The organism is Streptomyces sp. NPDC007808 (assembly GCF_042868655.1).
In the GTDB taxonomy this organism is placed as follows: domain Bacteria; phylum Actinomycetota; class Actinomycetes; order Streptomycetales; family Streptomycetaceae; genus Streptomyces.
The window spans coordinates 1-15,338 of sequence record NZ_JBIAEQ010000001.1; the positions used below are offsets into that span (position 1 = coordinate 1).

Here is a 15,338-nt window from a genome sequence, read left to right on the forward strand (position 1 = left end):
AAACGCCCGGTTACATTCCGAACCCGGAAGCTAAGCCTTACAGCGCCGATGGTACTGCAGGGGGGACCCTGTGGGAGAGTAGGACACCGCCGAACTCCTTTTAAAGCTCTGGTTCTTGGGCGTGCAGCCCAAGAACCAGAGCTTTTTTGCGTTGAGGTAGGGTCAGGGGGCATCGTTGGTACGTTCCCCACAGGAGGCCCCCGGGTGGAGGTCCAAGAGACCCGTGTCCAGACAGACCGGGTCCTCACCATCCCCAACATCCTCAGCATGGCGCGGCTCGTTGGCGTGCCGTTGTTCCTGTGGCTGATTCTCAGGCCTGAGTTCGGCGGGCCCAAGAGTGATGGTTGGGCGCTCCTGGTGCTCGCTCTGAGCGGCGTCAGCGACTATCTGGACGGCAAGCTGGCGCGCCGCTGGAACCAGGTCAGCAGCCTCGGCCGGCTTCTCGATCCTGCGGCCGACCGGCTCTACATTCTCTCGACGTTGGTGGGTCTCACATGGCGCGAGATTCTGCCCATCTGGTTGACCGCTGTACTTTTGGCGCGTGAGCTGGTCCTGCTGGTGATGGTGGGCATCCTTCGGCGTCATGGCTATCCGCCGCCACAGGTGAACTTCCTCGGGAAGGCCGCCACCTTCAACCTCATGTATGCGTTCCCGCTGTTGCTGCTCAGTGACGGAGATGGTTGGATCCACTCACTCGCTGCTATTTTCGGATGGGCGTTCGCCGGATGGGGTACAACGCTCTACTGGTGGGCAGGAGTCCTCTACGTGGTACAAGTCCGCCGCCTGGTCCGTGCGGACACCATGGCCGAGGGAACTCGCGGATTGAAGCGTGCGTAGCGCTCGATGGCCCGCGGCGTAAAAGTGCGGGACAATCTGACGGGTGAAGTCGGCTAGACCGTCGTCTCTTGGAGGAGGACGCTTCCGACATGAAGGCCGTCGTGATGGCCGGGGGCGAAGGCACGCGCCTGCGCCCCATGACCTCAAGCATGCCCAAGCCGCTCCTGCCGGTGGCCAACCGGCCGATCATGGAGCACGTTCTTCGGCTGCTCAAAAGGCACGGGCTGAATGAGACCGTGGTGACCGTTCAGTTCTTGGCTTCGCTGGTCAAGAACTACTTCGGTGACGGTGAAGAGCTCGGAATGGAGCTCAGCTATGCCAATGAGGAGAAGCCACTCGGTACCGCCGGAAGCGTCAAGAACGCCGAAGAGGCGTTGAAGGACGATGCTTTCCTTGTCATCTCCGGTGATGCCCTGACCGACTTCGACCTCACTGAGCTGATCAATTTCCACAAGGAAAAGGGTGCGCTGGTCACCGTCTGTCTGACGCGTGTGCCCAATCCGCTGGAGTTCGGCATCACGATCGTCGACGAGGAGGGCAAGGTCGAGCGCTTCCTTGAGAAGCCGACCTGGGGCCAGGTCTTCTCGGACACCGTGAACACCGGCATCTACGTCATGGAGCCCGAGGTCTTCGACTATGTCGAACCCGATGTGCCCGTGGACTGGTCAGGCGATGTCTTCCCTCAGCTCATGAAGGAGGGCAAGCCGATCTATGGGTATGTCGCGGAGGGTTACTGGGAGGATGTCGGCACCCATGAGAGTTACGTAAAGGCTCAGGCTGATGTCCTGGAGGGCAAGGTCGACGTCGAGATCGACGGCTTCGAGATCTCTCCCGGTGTGTGGGTGGCGGAAGGGGCCGAGGTGCATCCCGATGCCGTTCTTCGCGGGCCGCTGTACATCGGGGACTATGCCAAGGTCGAAGCCGGCGCGGAAATCCGGGAGCACACTGTCGTCGGCTCGAATGTCGTCGTGAAGAGTGGCGCTTTTCTGCACAAAGCTGTCGTTCACGACAACGTGTATGTCGGGCAGCACAGCAATCTGCGCGGTTGTGTCGTCGGGAAGAACACCGACATCATGCGCGCCGCGCGGATCGAGGACGGTGCGGTCATCGGTGACGAGTGCCTGGTCGGTGAAGAATCGATTGTCCAGGGCAACGTGCGTGTCTATCCGTTCAAGACCATCGAGGCCGGCGCCTTCGTCAACACCTCGGTGATCTGGGAGTCCAGGGGGCAGGCGCATCTCTTTGGGGCCCGTGGCGTCTCCGGCATCCTGAACGTGGAGATCACGCCAGAACTCGCCGTACGCCTTGCCGGGGCCTACGCGACGACGTTGAAGAAGGGGTCCACCGTCACTACGGCTCGTGACCACTCTCGGGGTGCCCGAGCCCTCAAGCGGGCGGTCATCTCCGCGTTGCAGGCCAGCGCCATCGACGTAAGGGACCTGGAGAACGTACCGCTGCCCGTGGCGCGCCAGCAGACCGCGCGGGGCAGTGCCGGCGGGATCATGATCAGGACGACGCCAGGGGTGCCGGATTCCGTCGACATCATGTTTTTCGACGGGCAGGGAGCCGACCTGTCGCAAGGCAGTCAGCGGAAGCTGGACCGGGTCTTCGCACGGCAGGAGTACCGGCGTGCTTTCCCTGGTGAGATCGGGGATCTGCACTTTCCGGCCAGTGTCTTCGACTCGTACACGGGGTCTTTGCTGCGGAACGTCGACACGACCGGGATCTCGGAGTCGGGGCTCAAGGTCGTCGTCGACGCGTCGAACGGTAGTGCCGGATTGGTGCTGCCGAGCTTGCTCGGCAAGCTCGGTGTGGACTCGCTGACCATCAACCCGGGACTTGACGAGTCCAGGCCGACCGAGTCGGCGGACGCGCGTCGGTCGGGACTGGTGCGGTTGGGCGAGATCGTGGCGTCCGCGCGGGCCGCGTTCGGCGTGCGGTTCGACCCCGTCGGTGAGCGGCTCTCCCTTGTGGACGAGAAGGGGCGGATCGTCGAGGACGACCGGGCCCTGCTCGTCATGCTCGACCTGGTGGCCGCGGAGCGGCGCAGCGGGCGGGTGGCGCTTCCTGTGACGACCACGCGGATCGCCGAGCAGGTGGCGGCGTACCACGGGACTCAGGTGGAGTGGACGACTACATCGCCCGACGACCTGACGCGTGTCGGTCGCGACGACACCACGATCTTCGGTGGTGACGGCAAGGGCGGGTTCATCGTCCCGGAGTTCAGCAGTGTCTTCGACGGTACGGCGGCCTTCGTACGGCTGATCGGGCTGGTGGCGCGGACGCAGCTCACGCTCAGCCAGATCGACGCGCGGATTCCGCGGGCCCATGTCATCAAGCGTGATCTGGCGACTCCGTGGGCCGTGAAGGGCCTTGTGATGAGGCGGGTCGTGGAGGCGGCCGGAGATCGCTTTGTCGATACGACCGACGGTGTCCGTGTGGTCGAGACCGACGGGCGCTGGGTGATGGTCCTGCCCGACCCTGCCGAGGCTGTCACCCATCTGTGGGCCGAGGGGCCGGACGACGCGTCCGCGCAGGCCCTGCTCGACGAGTGGGCGGCGGTCGTGGACAGCGCCGGCCGCTGAGAACGCAGCACGCGCGCGTGCCGGGCAGGTCGCCCTCAAAGCGGCCCGCCCGGCACGCGGGTGGGGCCATTCGGAGGTACTGGTCGCGACGTGCGACGATGTGCGGCATGCCGCAGCCCCCCGTTCGGAGCACACCTACGCGCCCCTCGCGCCCGGACGCGTCCATGTCGCTGCTGACCAACGTCATGGACCACAGCCTCGACGACGGATACGCCGAGGCTGCCGCCCGGAAGAAGGCCGCCGGCGACGCTGGCCTTCCCAGAACCCTGAGGGCGAAGCTCGGGCTCGCCGCCGGTCTGGTGCTCGCCGCACTCGTGGTGACCGTGGGGGCGGCGCAGGCGCGGGTCGCGGCGCCTGTGGTGGCCAAGGAACGCGAAGAGCTGATCGACCGCATCGACCGTGAGACCGAAGCGGCGGACAAGCTCGAGCAGAGCGTCGACAAGCTGCGTGACGACGTGAGCGCGCGCCAGCGCGAGGCGTTGCGTGCGACCGGCCACGGCGACCAGGCGGAACTGGTGGGCATGCTCGCGGGCTCTGTCGAGGTGCACGGGCCCGGGGTGAAGCTGGTCGTGAACGACGCCAAGGAAGCCTCGTCGGACGCGGACGGCGACCCGCGCGGAACGTCCGGGTTCTCCGACACCGGCCGCGTGCGCGACCGGGACATGCAGCGCGTGGTCAACGGGCTGTGGGAGTCGGGTGCCGAAGCGATCTCCATCAACGGGCAGCGGTTGACGGCCCTGTCGGCGATCAGAGCCGCGGGTGACGCGATACTGGTCGACAACAAGCCGCTGGTTCCGCCGTACACGGTGCTCGTGGTGGGGGACGGGGAGCGGTTGAGCACCAGGTTCCAGGACAGCGCCGACGGGCTGTACCTGCACGCTCTGCAGGAGAACTTCGGGATCAGGACCAACATCTCGGTGCAGGACGACCTCCGGCTTCCCGCCGCGCCGAGCGTGATCGTACGTACAGCACAGCCGAACACCGAAAAAACCGAGAAGGGCACATCGTGATCGCCGTACTGGGCCTCGTCGTGGGAGTCGTGGCCGGCCTGTTGGTCCGGCCTGAGGTTCCGGCGGTCGTCGAGCCTTATCTGCCGATCGCCGTCGTGGCGGCGCTGGACGCCGTCTTCGGGGGTCTGCGGGCCATGCTCGACGGCATCTTCGACGACAAGGTCTTCGTCGTGTCGTTTCTGTCCAACGTGGTCGTGGCCGCGTTGATCGTCTTCCTCGGCGACAAGTTGGGCGTGGGCGCGCAGCTGTCCACCGGAGTCGTCGTCGTACTCGGCATCCGTATCTTCTCGAACGCCGCGGCGATTCGCCGGCATGTCTTCCGGGCGTGAGGCCGATGAACAACCACGACGACACGCCCGAGAACCGGCTGCGCAAGGAATTGCCCCAGGAGGTGCCTGCCGGGGCCGAGGAGGCCGCGGAGGCTGCTGATCAGCCGAAGAGCGAGCAAAGCGATCAGAGCGGGCTGACAGGTCGGCATCGGCTGGTGCAGGGGTTGTGGCCGCCGCGGATCACCCGGGCCCAACTCATCGTCGCCCTGCTGCTGTTCGGCCTCGGCTTCGGCCTGGCCGTCCAGGTCGCCTCGAACAGTGACGGCGACAGCGCGCTGCGTGGCGCACGTCAGGAAGATCTCGTACGCATCCTCGATGAACTGGACGACCGTACTCAGCGTCTTGAGGACGAGAAGCAAGGTCTCGAAAAGCAGCGGGACGAGTTGGAGAACAGCTCGAACCAGGCCGAGGAGGCCCGCAGGCAGACCGTCGAGAAGGAGAGGCAACTCGGCATTCTGGCGGGCACCGTGGCCGCGCAGGGACCTGGCATCACGATGACCATCGACGACACGAAGGGGACGGTCGAGGCGGACATGCTGCTCGACGCGATCCAGGAGCTGCGCGCGGCCGGCGCGGAGGCGATCCAGGTGAACGGCGTACGTGTCGTCGCCGGCACGTACCTGACGGATTCCGGCAAGGGCGTGGGCGTCGACGGGAACAAGATCAACGCGCCCTATCGTTTCAAGGTCATCGGCAAGCCGCAGGACCTCGAGCCGGCTCTCAACATCCCTGGAGGCGTGGTGCAGACCCTTGAGAAGGAGCAGGCCACCGTGACCATCGAGCGGTCGGACAAGATCATCGTGGACGCCTTGCGAGCGGCGAAGCGGCCTGACTACGCTCGGTCGTCCTCCCGGTGAACCGGGGGTGCATGGGGGACGTCCGGCGAGGGCAAGAGGTTGCGGGGGGTCGGCGCACCGAATGGGTGGTGCGTGGTGGAAACTGTCTGGGACAGAAGGACGTTGTGAGTATGTCCGGGTCGGCCAGAGAGTGCAGTCAGGGTTCGTCCTGCCCCACGGGCGGGTCTGTTTCGGTCAAGGGGAATCGCCCGTGAAGTTGTTTGCGAAGTTGTTCGGCAAGAGCGCGCGAGAGGGCAGCGACAACGCGACCGCTCGTCATCGCGCACAGGGGGACGAGGAAGGCCAGCGCCCCCTGTTCAGGGACCAGGTGCCTGGGCCGGGCGGTGACATTTCCGGAGGTCAGGGCGCGCCGTCGGTTGACCCTGGCCAGTCCGGCGGCATAGGTTTCGGACAACCGTCAACCTCAAGTACGGGTGGAGGGTTTTCCCCGATGTCGGCCCTGGTGTGTACGAGGTGCGGTAACCGCAACGCGGAGAACAGCCGCTTCTGTTCCAACTGTGGTGCGCCGCTGCGGGCCGGTGCCGCGGCCGAGCGTCCGTCCGAGACCACCTCCACGATCTCCATCTCGGGCCTTGAGGCCTACGACGCGGAGGCCACCGGTCAGACGCCGATTCCTGCGCTGTCTCCGGAGGCCCAGGCGGCCGTTGAAGCGCTGCCGCTCGGCTCGGCGCTCCTCGTGGTGCGCCGTGGGCCGAACTCGGGCAGCCGCTTCCTCCTGGACAGCGATCTGACCACTGCCGGACGGCACCCGCAGAGCGACATCTTCCTGGACGACGTGACGGTGTCGCGTCGGCACGTGGAGTTCCGCCGAGGCCAGGACGGCACGTTCACGGTGGCCGACGTCGGCAGCCTGAACGGCACGTACGTCAACCGCGAGCGGATCGACCAGGTCGATCTGAACAACGGCGACGAGGTGCAGATCGGCAAGTACCGGCTGGTCTTCTACGCGAGCCAGCGGGGCTACTGACCCTCCCCCGGATGCCTTCGTCCGGGGAGACCCAGGGAAGGTCCATGCTGCAAACACCGAGCGGCGGTGCCGGGCACGGCACCGCCGCCACGGACAGTCGGCTGATGAGCATCGGGACGGTGCTCAACGTGCTCCGCGAGGAGTTCCCTGACATCACCATCTCCAAGATCCGGTTCCTGGAGTCGGAGGGTCTTGTAGAGCCTCAGCGGACCCCCTCGGGATACCGCAAGTTCAGCGCGCAGGACATCGAGCGGCTCGGGTACGTCCTGCGGATGCAGCGGGACCACTATCTTCCCCTCAAAGTGATCCGCGAGCACCTGGGCGCCATGGAACGCGGCGAGGCCGCACCACTGCCGGCCCTGTGCCGTCAGCGCGACGGCGAAGCCGTCCTGGAGCCGGTCGAGGGGCCCGGCGCGGCCAGGGTCGGACGGGCCGAACTGCTCGCCGCCGCCGAGATCGGTGAGCGGCAGCTGGAGGAGTGGGAGGCGTACGGGCTGATCGCTCCGTTGCCGGACGGAAGGTACGAGGCCGAGGCGGTCACCGTGGCGTCCCTGGTCGCCGAGCTGGGGCGGTTCGGGATCGAGCCACGCCATCTCCGGGCCATGAAGGCGGCCGCCGACCGGGAGGCCGGGCTCGTGGACCAGGTCCTGGCGCCGTTGCGTCGGCATCGCAATCCGCAGACCAGGGCGCATGCCGAGGCGCGTGCGAAGGAGCTGGCCGGGCTCACGGTGAAGCTGCACGCCGCGTTGGTGCAGACCGCCCTCGGAGTGCGGCTGCCCTGAGCCGTAGGGGCCCGGAGCGCCCCGGATCGGCCACCCGTTCTCGGCCCGACTACCCAAACGTCCCGAGCACGGCCTAGGGTTGCTGTGTGAACGAGCTCGATGTCGTAGGTGTCCGGGTCGAAATGCCCTCCAACCAGCCGATCGTGCTCCTGCGTGAAGTGGGAGGCGACCGCTACCTCCCCATCTGGATCGGGCCGGGGGAGGCGACGGCGATCGCCTTCGCCCAGCAGGGCATGGCCCCCGCGCGACCGCTGACCCACGACCTGTTCAAGGACGTGCTGGAGGCCGTCGGCCAGGAGCTCACCGAAGTACGCATCACGGACCTGCGTGAGGGCGTCTTCTACGCCGAGCTGGTCTTCGCCAGCGGCGTCGAGGTGAGCGCCCGCCCGTCGGATGCCATAGCGCTGGCCTTGCGCACCGGAACGCCGATCTACGGCAGTGACGGAGTGCTCGACGACGCGGGCATCGCGATTCCGGACGAGCAGGAGGACGAGGTGGAGAAGTTCCGCGAGTTCCTCGACCAGATCTCGCCCGAGGACTTCGGCACCAGCAGCCAGTGAGGCGGCGGGGCGGCCCGGGCTCACCTCTGTGACGGGCGGCCCCCGGCCGGTTCCAGCTCAAATGCCGGCATTTGCCAGCGGCGAGCGAGAGCGTCCTGCGGCCTGCTTCGAGCGCATTCGGCTAGCCTTTCCCCGCGGTGGGGTGCGGGAAACCACTCCTAGGGTGATTATCACTCGGCGTGCCGAGTGTGGCGATCGTTGACGCACCCCTGGTGACTGCCTACCGTCGAGAAGGCAGGTCAAGGACGGAGGTCGGCGTGAGAAGCAGCGGCGACGGTACGGGTGGGGGTGCCCCGGGACGCGGTTTCGGGGAGAGCGGTCCGTACCCTCCCTCAGGCTCTCAGCTGCGTTCGAGCATGGGATACCCCCAGCACTCCAACGCGGCCGATCATGTTCCGCAGCGACCCACGGCCGTGCCGACCAGCGGAGAGGCGACGGCCATGGCGTCCGAGCAGATCGGCTATCGCGGTCCGACGGCATGTGCGGCCGCCGGCATCACCTATCGGCAACTGGACTACTGGGCGCGGACCGGGCTCGTCGAGCCCAGCGTGCGGCCCGCCTACGGGTCGGGGACGCAGCGGTTGTACAGCTTCCGGGACGTCGTCGTCCTGAAGATCGTCAAGCGGTTCCTCGACACCGGTGTGTCGCTGCAGAACATTCGTACGGCTGTGCAGCATCTGCGGGAGCAGGGCTTCCGGGACCTCGAACGCCTGACGCTGATGAGTGACGGTGCGACGGTGTACGAGTGCACGTCGCCGGACGAGGTCCACGCGCTGCTCCAAGGAGGCCAGGGGATCTTCGGGATCGCCGTGGGCGTGGTGTGGCGGGACGTGGAGAGCGCGTTGTCGCAGCTGCACGGCGAGCGGATCGACACCGGGGAGACGTTGGTCGGGCACAACCCGGCGGACGAGTTGGCGCGGCGGCGAAACCGGGCCGTCTGAGCAGCGTGCGCGGCCCGCGGCCGCAGGCCGAGGGGTTCCGCCCTGGTCGAATGGGCGGCTCCGGTGAGCTGGGCAGGGGCATTGTCAGTGGCGTGAGGCAGCATCGGAGATGTGAGAAACGCGCCCACGATCCTGCATCTCGACATGGATGCCTTCTACGCCTCGGTGGAGCAGGCATCCAAGCCGAGCCTGCGCGGGAAGGCCGTGATCGTGGGCGGGCTGGGGCCGCGGGGAGTCGTCGCCACCGCGTCCTATGAGGCCCGGGTGTTCGGGGTGCACTCGGCGATGCCCATGGCTCAGGCGCGCCGGCTGGCGCCGAACGCGGCGTACCTCGTGCCACGCTTCGGGATCTACCGCGAGATCAGCGAGCAGGTGATGGAGCTGCTGCGGGAGCTGTCGCCGCTGGTGGAGCCGTTGAGTCTGGACGAAGCCTTCGTGGATCTGGAGGCCGGCGGAGCGGCCTGGGACGAGGAGTCGGCGCGGCTGGTGGGGATGAAGCTGCGGGCCGACATACGCGCGGTCACCGGGCTCGCGGGGTCGGTGGGGCTGGCGGCGTCCAAGATGCTGGCGAAGATCGCCTCGGAGGAGGCGAAGCCGGATGGGCTGGTCGTGATCGAGCCGGGGACCGAACGGGCGTTGCTCGGGCCCATGCCGGTGCGGACGTTGCCGGGGGTGGGGCCTGCGACAGGTGACCATCTGAGGCGGGCCGGAATCCACACGGTGGACGAGATCGCCGAGGCGGGGGAGGACGAACTCGTTCGGCTGCTGGGCAAGGCCCATGGGCATGCCCTGTACGCCATGGCGTTGGCGCACGACGAGCGGCCCGTGGTGGCTGAGCGGGAGGCCAAGTCGGTGTCGGTCGAGGACACGTATGACGTGGACATCCATGACCGGGTTCGGGTGGGTGTGGAGGTGCAGCGGCTGGCCGACCGGTGTGTGCGGCGACTACGTGCGGCCGGGTTGTCCGGTCGGACGATCGTGCTCAAGGTACGGCGGTACGACTTCTCCACCCTGACCCGGTCCGAGACGCTGCGGGGACCGACGGATGACCCCGCCGTGGTGCGGGAGGCCGCTGCGCGGCTGCTGGACTCCGTGGACACGACGGGGGGCGTGCGGTTGCTGGGTGTCGGGGTGACCGGCCTCGCCGACTACACGCAGGAGGATCTCTTCGCGCAGGCGGCCGGGGTACGGGTGGAGCACGCCGACGAGGAGGGGGAGCCCGAGCAGACCGTGCAGGAGCGGGAGGTGACGCCCGTGGAGCGGCGGTGGGCTGCCGGGCACGATGTCCGGCACGCCGAGTTCGGACACGGGTGGGTGCAGGGGAGCGGGCTGGGGCGGGTCACCGTGCGGTTCGAGACGCCCGAGTCGGAGCCGGGGCGGGTGCGGACGTTCCGGGTCGATGATCCGGCGCTGGAATCGGCGGATCCGTTGCCGCTGGTGGCGCGAAGACCCGGGGGAGCGCCGGCTGAGGGGGCGGCAGCGGGCGTGGAACCTGTGGTGCCGGGTCAGGGGTGCTGAGGCGCTGGGGTCCGGTCGTACCCGTGAGGGCGTACCCGTCCTCCTGGGCGGGGCGGGTGTGGCGTTCGTGCGGCTGCCGCGGGCGCCGTCCGTGGCGGCCCGTGCTGCCCTGACGGCACGACCGGCCACAGGATCGGTGGGTCAGGGGAGCTCGCGGGGCCGGTGGGATGGCCGACCGAGGGTTGCTCGGGCCAAGCGCAGGAGGACGGCTCGGTGGAGTGGACCGGGGTACGGGATGTCGGCTGGGGGAGGCCGCTGTGGGTGCGGGCGTGGACTCGCGGTGCGGGCGGGGTCAGGTGTCCTCCGAGCCCGCCAGGTTGCCGAAGTCCCGGTCCGGCACGGAGGGCGGCGGGGCCACGTTCAGGCCGTAGTGGTGGTAGAGCTGGAGTTCCTGTTCCGGGGAGAGGTGGCGGCCCACACCGAAGTCGGGGGCGTCCTTGATCAGGGCGCGGTCGAAGGGGACGCGAAGGCTGCCCTCGACCAGTTCACTGGGCTCCAGGGGGACGAAGGCGTCCCGGGAGAACAGGCCGGTGCGTATCGCCGCCCACTCCGGTACTCCGGTCGCGTCGTCGAGATAGACCTCGTCGATGGTGCCGATCTTGGTGCCGTTGCGGTCGAAGGCCTTGCGGCCGATCAGGTTGCGCGGATCGATGTCGGTCTGCACGGGCCCTCCACTTGGTCGCAACTCATCCGTAAGCACTACGAAAAGGCACTTTGGTGAGAGTGGCCACTCGAAGGTACGTGCGTTGACCCCGCTGGTAGGCTTGCAGACGGCTGCTGACCCCGTGCGGGAGAGTCCTCCAGACACCATCGGAGGCGCCGAAGGAGCAAATCCTCCCCGGAATCTCTCAGGCCCACGTACCGCACGGACGAGGTCACTCTGGAAAGCAGGGCGGGTGTCGACGGCTTCCGCTCTCACCGACGGTGAAAGCCGGGAGCCTTGTGGCGACCCGGTGAAGCTCTCAGGTCGAGATGACAGAGGGGGAGGCCGTTCGGGTACCCGTGCCGTGGTGCCCCTCGAAGGTCGCGTCAGACCAGGAGGCCTCCGCAATGACCGCCCACCGCATTCCGCTCTCCGAGCTCGAACAGGGAATCCCCTTCGAGCAGCGTCACATCGGCCCTGATCATGAGGCTCGGGCCAAGATGCTCGCGCAGGTCGGGTACGGCTCGCTGGACGAGCTCACCGCCGCCGCGGTGCCGGACGTGATCAAGAACGCCGACTCCCTCGAACTGCCCGGGGCGCGCACCGAGGCCGAGGTGCTGGACGAGCTGCGGTCGCTCGCCGACCGCAACCAGGTGCTGGGCTCGATGATCGGACTCGGGTACTACGGGACCTTCACCCCGCCGGTCATCCTGCGCAACGTCATGGAGAACCCTGCCTGGTACACGGCCTACACGCCGTACCAGCCCGAGATCTCCCAGGGGCGGCTCGAGGCCCTGCTGAACTTCCAGACCGTGGTCGCCGACCTCACCGGTCTGCCGACCTCCGGTGCCTCGCTGCTCGACGAGGGAACGGCCGCCGCCGAGGCCATGGCGCTGTCCCGGCGGATGGGCAAGAACAAGAAGGGGCTCTTCCTGGTCGACGCCGATGTGCTGCCGCAGACCATCGCCGTGATCGAGACCCGTGCCGAGCCGACCGGCGTGGAGGTCGTGGTCGCCGACCTCAGCGACGGCATTCCGGCCGAGATCGCCGGCCGCGAGATCAACGGCGTGCTCCTGCAGTACCCGGGCGCCTCCGGTGCCGTACGGGACATCAAGCCCGTCATCGACCAGGCGCACGAGCTCGGTGCCCTCGTCACTGTCGCCGCCGACCTGCTCGCGCTCACGCTGCTGAAGTCGCCCGGCGAGCTCGGGGCGGACATCGCGGTCGGCACGACCCAGCGGTTCGGTGTGCCGATGGGCTTCGGTGGGCCGCACGCCGGCTACATGGCCGTACAGGAGAAGTTCGCACGGAGCCTGCCCGGGCGGCTCGTGGGTGTCTCCGTGGACGCGGACGGGAACAAGGCGTACCGCCTGGCCCTGCAGACGCGTGAGCAGCACATCCGGCGGGAGAAGGCGACCAGCAACATCTGTACCGCTCAGGTGCTGCTGGCCGTGATGGCCGGGATGTACGCCGTTTACCACGGGCCCGAGGGGCTGAAGGGCATCGCCCGGCGGACTCATCGGTACGCCACCGTGCTCGCCGCGGGGCTCGCGGCGGGCGGCGTCGAGGTCGTACACGGCTCGTACTTCGACACGCTCACCGTGCGTGTGCCGTCGAAGGCCGCCGAGGTCGTCGCCGCCGCCCGGCAGAACGGCGTGAACCTGCACCTCGTGGACGCGGACCATGTCTCCATCGCCTGCGACGAGACCACCTCACGGGTGCAGCTGGGTGCCGTGTGGACGGCGTTCGGCGTCGAGGGCGACATCGAGGCGCTGGACGCGGCGAGCGCGGACACGCTCCCGGGCTCGCTGCTGCGCAGCGACGCGTATCTCACCCACCCGGTCTTCCACCAGTACCGCTCCGAGACGGCGATGCTGCGCTACCTGCGCAGGCTCGCGGACCGTGACTACGCGCTGGACCGCGGCATGATCCCGCTGGGCTCGTGCACCATGAAGCTCAACGCGACCACCGAGATGGAGCCGGTCACCTGGCCGGAGTTCGGTCGGCTGCACCCCTTCGCGCCCGCCGAGCAGGCGCAGGGCTATCTGACGCTCATCCGGGAGCTGGAGGAACGTCTCGCCGAGGTCACCGGCTACGACAAGGTGTCGCTTCAGCCCAACGCCGGCTCTCAGGGCGAACTCGCCGGACTGCTCGCCGTACGCGGGTACCACCGCGCCAACGGTGACGAGCAGCGGACCGTCTGCCTCATCCCGTCGTCCGCCCACGGCACGAACGCCGCGAGTGCCGTCATGGCCGGCATGAAGGTCGTTGTCGTCAAGACGGCCGACGACGGCGAGATCGACGTCGAGGACCTGCGGGCGAAGATCGACAAGCACCGGGACGAACTGTCGGTGCTGATGATCACGTACCCGTCGACGCACGGTGTGTTCGAGGAGCACGTCGCCGACATCTGCGCTCAGGTGCACGAGGCCGGCGGACAGGTGTACGTCGACGGGGCGAACCTCAACGCCCTCGTCGGGCTTGCCAAGCCGGGGCACTTCGGCGGGGACGTGTCGCACCTGAACCTCCACAAGACGTTCTGCATCCCGCACGGCGGTGGCGGTCCGGGCGTCGGGCCCGTGGCGGTCCGGTCGCACCTGGCGCCGTATCTCCCCAACCACCCGCTGCAGCCCGCGGCCGGTCCCGAGACGGGTGTGGGCCCGATCTCGGCCGCGCCCTGGGGTTCCGCCGGGATCCTGCCGATCTCGTGGGCGTACGTCCGGCTCATGGGCGGCGAGGGCCTCAAGCGGGCCACGCAGGTGGCGGTGCTGTCCGCCAACTACATCGCCCGGCGACTGGAGCCCCACTACCCGGTGCTCTACACCGGGCCCGGCGATCTCGTCGCGCACGAGTGCATCATCGACCTGCGGCCGTTGACCAAGGCGACCGGGGTGAGCGTCGACGACGTCGCCAAGAGGCTCATCGACTACGGCTTCCACGCGCCGACGATGTCGTTCCCGGTGGCTGGGACGCTGATGATCGAGCCGACCGAGTCCGAGGACCTGACCGAGCTCGACCGGTTCTGTGACGCGATGATCGCCATCCGTGCGGAGATCGAGAAGGTCGGGTCGGGGGAGTGGACCGCCGACGACAACCCGCTGCGGAACGCTCCGCACACGGCTGGTGCGCTGGGTGGCGAGTGGGAGCACGCGTACAGCCGTGATGAGGCCGTGTTCCCGGCCGGTGTGTCGGTCGCCGACAAGTACTGGCCGCCGGTGCGCCGGATCGACCAGGCGTTCGGCGACCGGAACCTCGTCTGTTCCTGCCCGCCGCTGGACGCGTACGAGGACTGACGTCCCGCGGGGCACCCCACAGTCATGGGGCTGTGCAGGGTGTCCTGACCACGTGGTGTGGGTGAGCCCCGTCTCGGCCGAACTCCGGCCGGGCGGGGCTCACGCCGTTGCCAGGGCCACCTCGGTCGCCTTGATCAGCGCCACGACGGGGACGCCGGGGGACAGGGCGAGGTCGGTGGTGGCGTCCCTGGTGATCGCCGCGGTCAGTGCCGCGCCCTCCAGTGCGATCTTGACCGAGGCCATGGCGCCGCCGGTGGCGATGCCGGACACCGTGCCGGGGAGCTGGTTGCGGATGGACAGTCCCTCGATGGGGCCGGTGGCCAGGGAGATCTCCGTCGACTTCACAAGGGCGGTCACGGACGTGCCCTTGACCAGGCCCAGGTCTTCGACGGCCTCCAGGGTGATCGCCGCGGTGAGGTTCTGACCGCCGGCGAGGCGGACCTTGACCGTCGCCATGACCTCGCCTGGGGTGATGGCCGTGACGGTGCCGGGGAGCTGGTTGCGGATGCTCAGGCTCATGGGGGTGCGCCTCACAGAGGGGGGTGGGTATGGGGCCTTTGGGCTTTTTCTGGGTTCAGGCCCCCACCGTAAGCGCGTCGGCCGCGCGGTCACGCGCGGTCGATGTGGACGTTCGTCGACTTCACGCGGGCGGTGGCCTCCATTCCGACCTCCAGGCCCAACTCCTCGACCGCTTCCCGGGTCAGCAAGGAGACCAGTCGGTGCGGGCCGGCCTGGATCTCGACCTGGGCCGCTACGTCTCCGAGTTTGATCGCGGTGACGATGCCGGGGAAGGCGTTGCGGACGGAGGTGTGCGGGGGCTCCTCCTCGCCGGATCCGGAGTGGGCGAGTTCCACCGAGAACGCGGCGAGGTCCTTGCCGTGGATGAGCCGACGGCCGGCCTCGTCGCGGTGGGTGGCCACTCGGCCGGCGTCGGCCCAGCGGCGCGCGGTGTCGGGGCTCACGCCGAGCAGGCGGGCGGCCTGGCCGATTGTGTAGGACTGCATGCGCATCACCAT

14 protein-coding genes, 1 rRNA gene and 1 riboswitch are annotated in these 15,338 nt (G+C 68.2%); of the genes, 12 read left to right on the forward strand and 3 right to left on the reverse strand.

The features are described from left to right. From rrf to ACFYNL_RS00055, 11 genes are all read left to right on the forward strand, one after another. Nucleotides 1–95 (forward strand): 5S ribosomal RNA (rrf, locus tag ACFYNL_RS00005); the annotation flags it as partial. 109 nt (nucleotides 96–204) lie between these two features. Then, nucleotides 205–837 (forward strand): CDP-alcohol phosphatidyltransferase family protein, encoded by a 633-nt coding sequence (locus ACFYNL_RS00010; protein ID WP_388793880.1) that lies wholly within the window; start codon nucleotides 205–207, stop codon nucleotides 835–837. Between the two features lie 89 nt (nucleotides 838–926). Continuing rightward, nucleotides 927–3,422 carry a sugar phosphate nucleotidyltransferase gene (locus tag ACFYNL_RS00015; protein ID WP_388793883.1) on the forward strand — a complete coding sequence of 832 codons (2,496 nt, stop codon included), beginning with the start codon at nucleotides 927–929 and terminating at the stop codon, nucleotides 3,420–3,422. A 98-nt stretch (nucleotides 3,423–3,520) separates the two neighbouring features. After that, nucleotides 3,521–4,432, forward strand: a complete 912-nt coding sequence (locus ACFYNL_RS00020) for a DUF881 domain-containing protein (protein WP_388793886.1) — start codon at nucleotides 3,521–3,523, stop codon at nucleotides 4,430–4,432. Next, nucleotides 4,429–4,761 (forward strand): small basic family protein, encoded by a 333-nt coding sequence (locus tag ACFYNL_RS00025; RefSeq protein WP_003988855.1) that lies wholly within the window; start codon nucleotides 4,429–4,431, stop codon nucleotides 4,759–4,761. The genes ACFYNL_RS00020 and ACFYNL_RS00025 overlap by 4 nt, the downstream gene beginning before the upstream one ends. A 5-nt stretch (nucleotides 4,762–4,766) precedes the next feature. Further along, nucleotides 4,767–5,618: a DUF881 domain-containing protein gene (locus tag ACFYNL_RS00030; protein WP_388793889.1), complete on the forward strand. Its 852-nt coding sequence runs from the start codon at nucleotides 4,767–4,769 to the stop codon at nucleotides 5,616–5,618. 61 nt (nucleotides 5,619–5,679) lie between these two features. Then, a complete protein-coding gene (locus tag ACFYNL_RS00035) occupies nucleotides 5,680–6,585 on the forward strand; it encodes an FHA domain-containing protein (protein ID WP_388793892.1) in 906 nt (301 codons plus the stop codon). A 44-nt stretch (nucleotides 6,586–6,629) separates the two neighbouring features. Next, complete coding sequence (locus ACFYNL_RS00040) at nucleotides 6,630–7,367, forward strand: MerR family transcriptional regulator (RefSeq protein ID WP_388793895.1); 738 nt, start codon at nucleotides 6,630–6,632, stop codon at nucleotides 7,365–7,367. 86 nt (nucleotides 7,368–7,453) lie between these two features. Then, entirely contained in the window at nucleotides 7,454–7,927 is a 474-nt protein-coding gene (locus tag ACFYNL_RS00045) for a bifunctional nuclease family protein (RefSeq protein WP_004002801.1), read from the forward strand. Nucleotides 7,928–8,184: 257 nt separating this feature from the next. Continuing rightward, the gene (locus ACFYNL_RS00050; protein ID WP_388793897.1) at nucleotides 8,185–8,868 is read left to right on the forward strand and encodes a MerR family transcriptional regulator; all 684 of its coding nucleotides are present in this window, start codon (nucleotides 8,185–8,187) and stop codon (nucleotides 8,866–8,868) included. Between the two features lie 111 nt (nucleotides 8,869–8,979). Further along, nucleotides 8,980–10,386: a DNA polymerase IV gene (locus ACFYNL_RS00055; RefSeq protein ID WP_388793900.1), complete on the forward strand. Its 1,407-nt coding sequence runs from the start codon at nucleotides 8,980–8,982 to the stop codon at nucleotides 10,384–10,386. Nucleotides 10,387–10,678: 292 nt separating this feature from the next. Here the strand turns inward: ACFYNL_RS00055 and ACFYNL_RS00060 are convergent, their stop codons facing one another. Continuing rightward, a complete protein-coding gene (locus tag ACFYNL_RS00060; protein ID WP_388793903.1) occupies nucleotides 10,679–11,050 on the reverse strand; it encodes a PRC-barrel domain-containing protein in 372 nt (123 codons plus the stop codon). A gap of 114 nt (nucleotides 11,051–11,164) precedes the next feature. Continuing rightward, nucleotides 11,165–11,260, forward strand: a riboswitch (glycine riboswitch). 176 nt (nucleotides 11,261–11,436) lie between these two features. On the opposite strand from ACFYNL_RS00060, the gene gcvP reads away from it, so the two are divergent. Next, nucleotides 11,437–14,322 (forward strand): aminomethyl-transferring glycine dehydrogenase, encoded by a 2,886-nt coding sequence (gene gcvP, locus ACFYNL_RS00065; protein WP_388793907.1) that lies wholly within the window; start codon nucleotides 11,437–11,439, stop codon nucleotides 14,320–14,322. 99 nt (nucleotides 14,323–14,421) lie between these two features. Here gcvP and ACFYNL_RS00070 read toward each other — a convergent pair whose 3' ends face one another. Beyond that, nucleotides 14,422–14,841, reverse strand: coding sequence for a molybdopterin-binding protein (locus tag ACFYNL_RS00070; protein ID WP_388793910.1), 420 nt, complete (start codon nucleotides 14,839–14,841; stop codon nucleotides 14,422–14,424). A gap of 89 nt (nucleotides 14,842–14,930) precedes the next feature. Continuing rightward, nucleotides 14,931–15,326: a molybdopterin-binding protein gene (locus tag ACFYNL_RS00075; RefSeq protein WP_388793913.1), complete on the reverse strand. Its 396-nt coding sequence runs from the start codon at nucleotides 15,324–15,326 to the stop codon at nucleotides 14,931–14,933. Nucleotides 15,327–15,338: the final 12 nt, after the last annotated feature.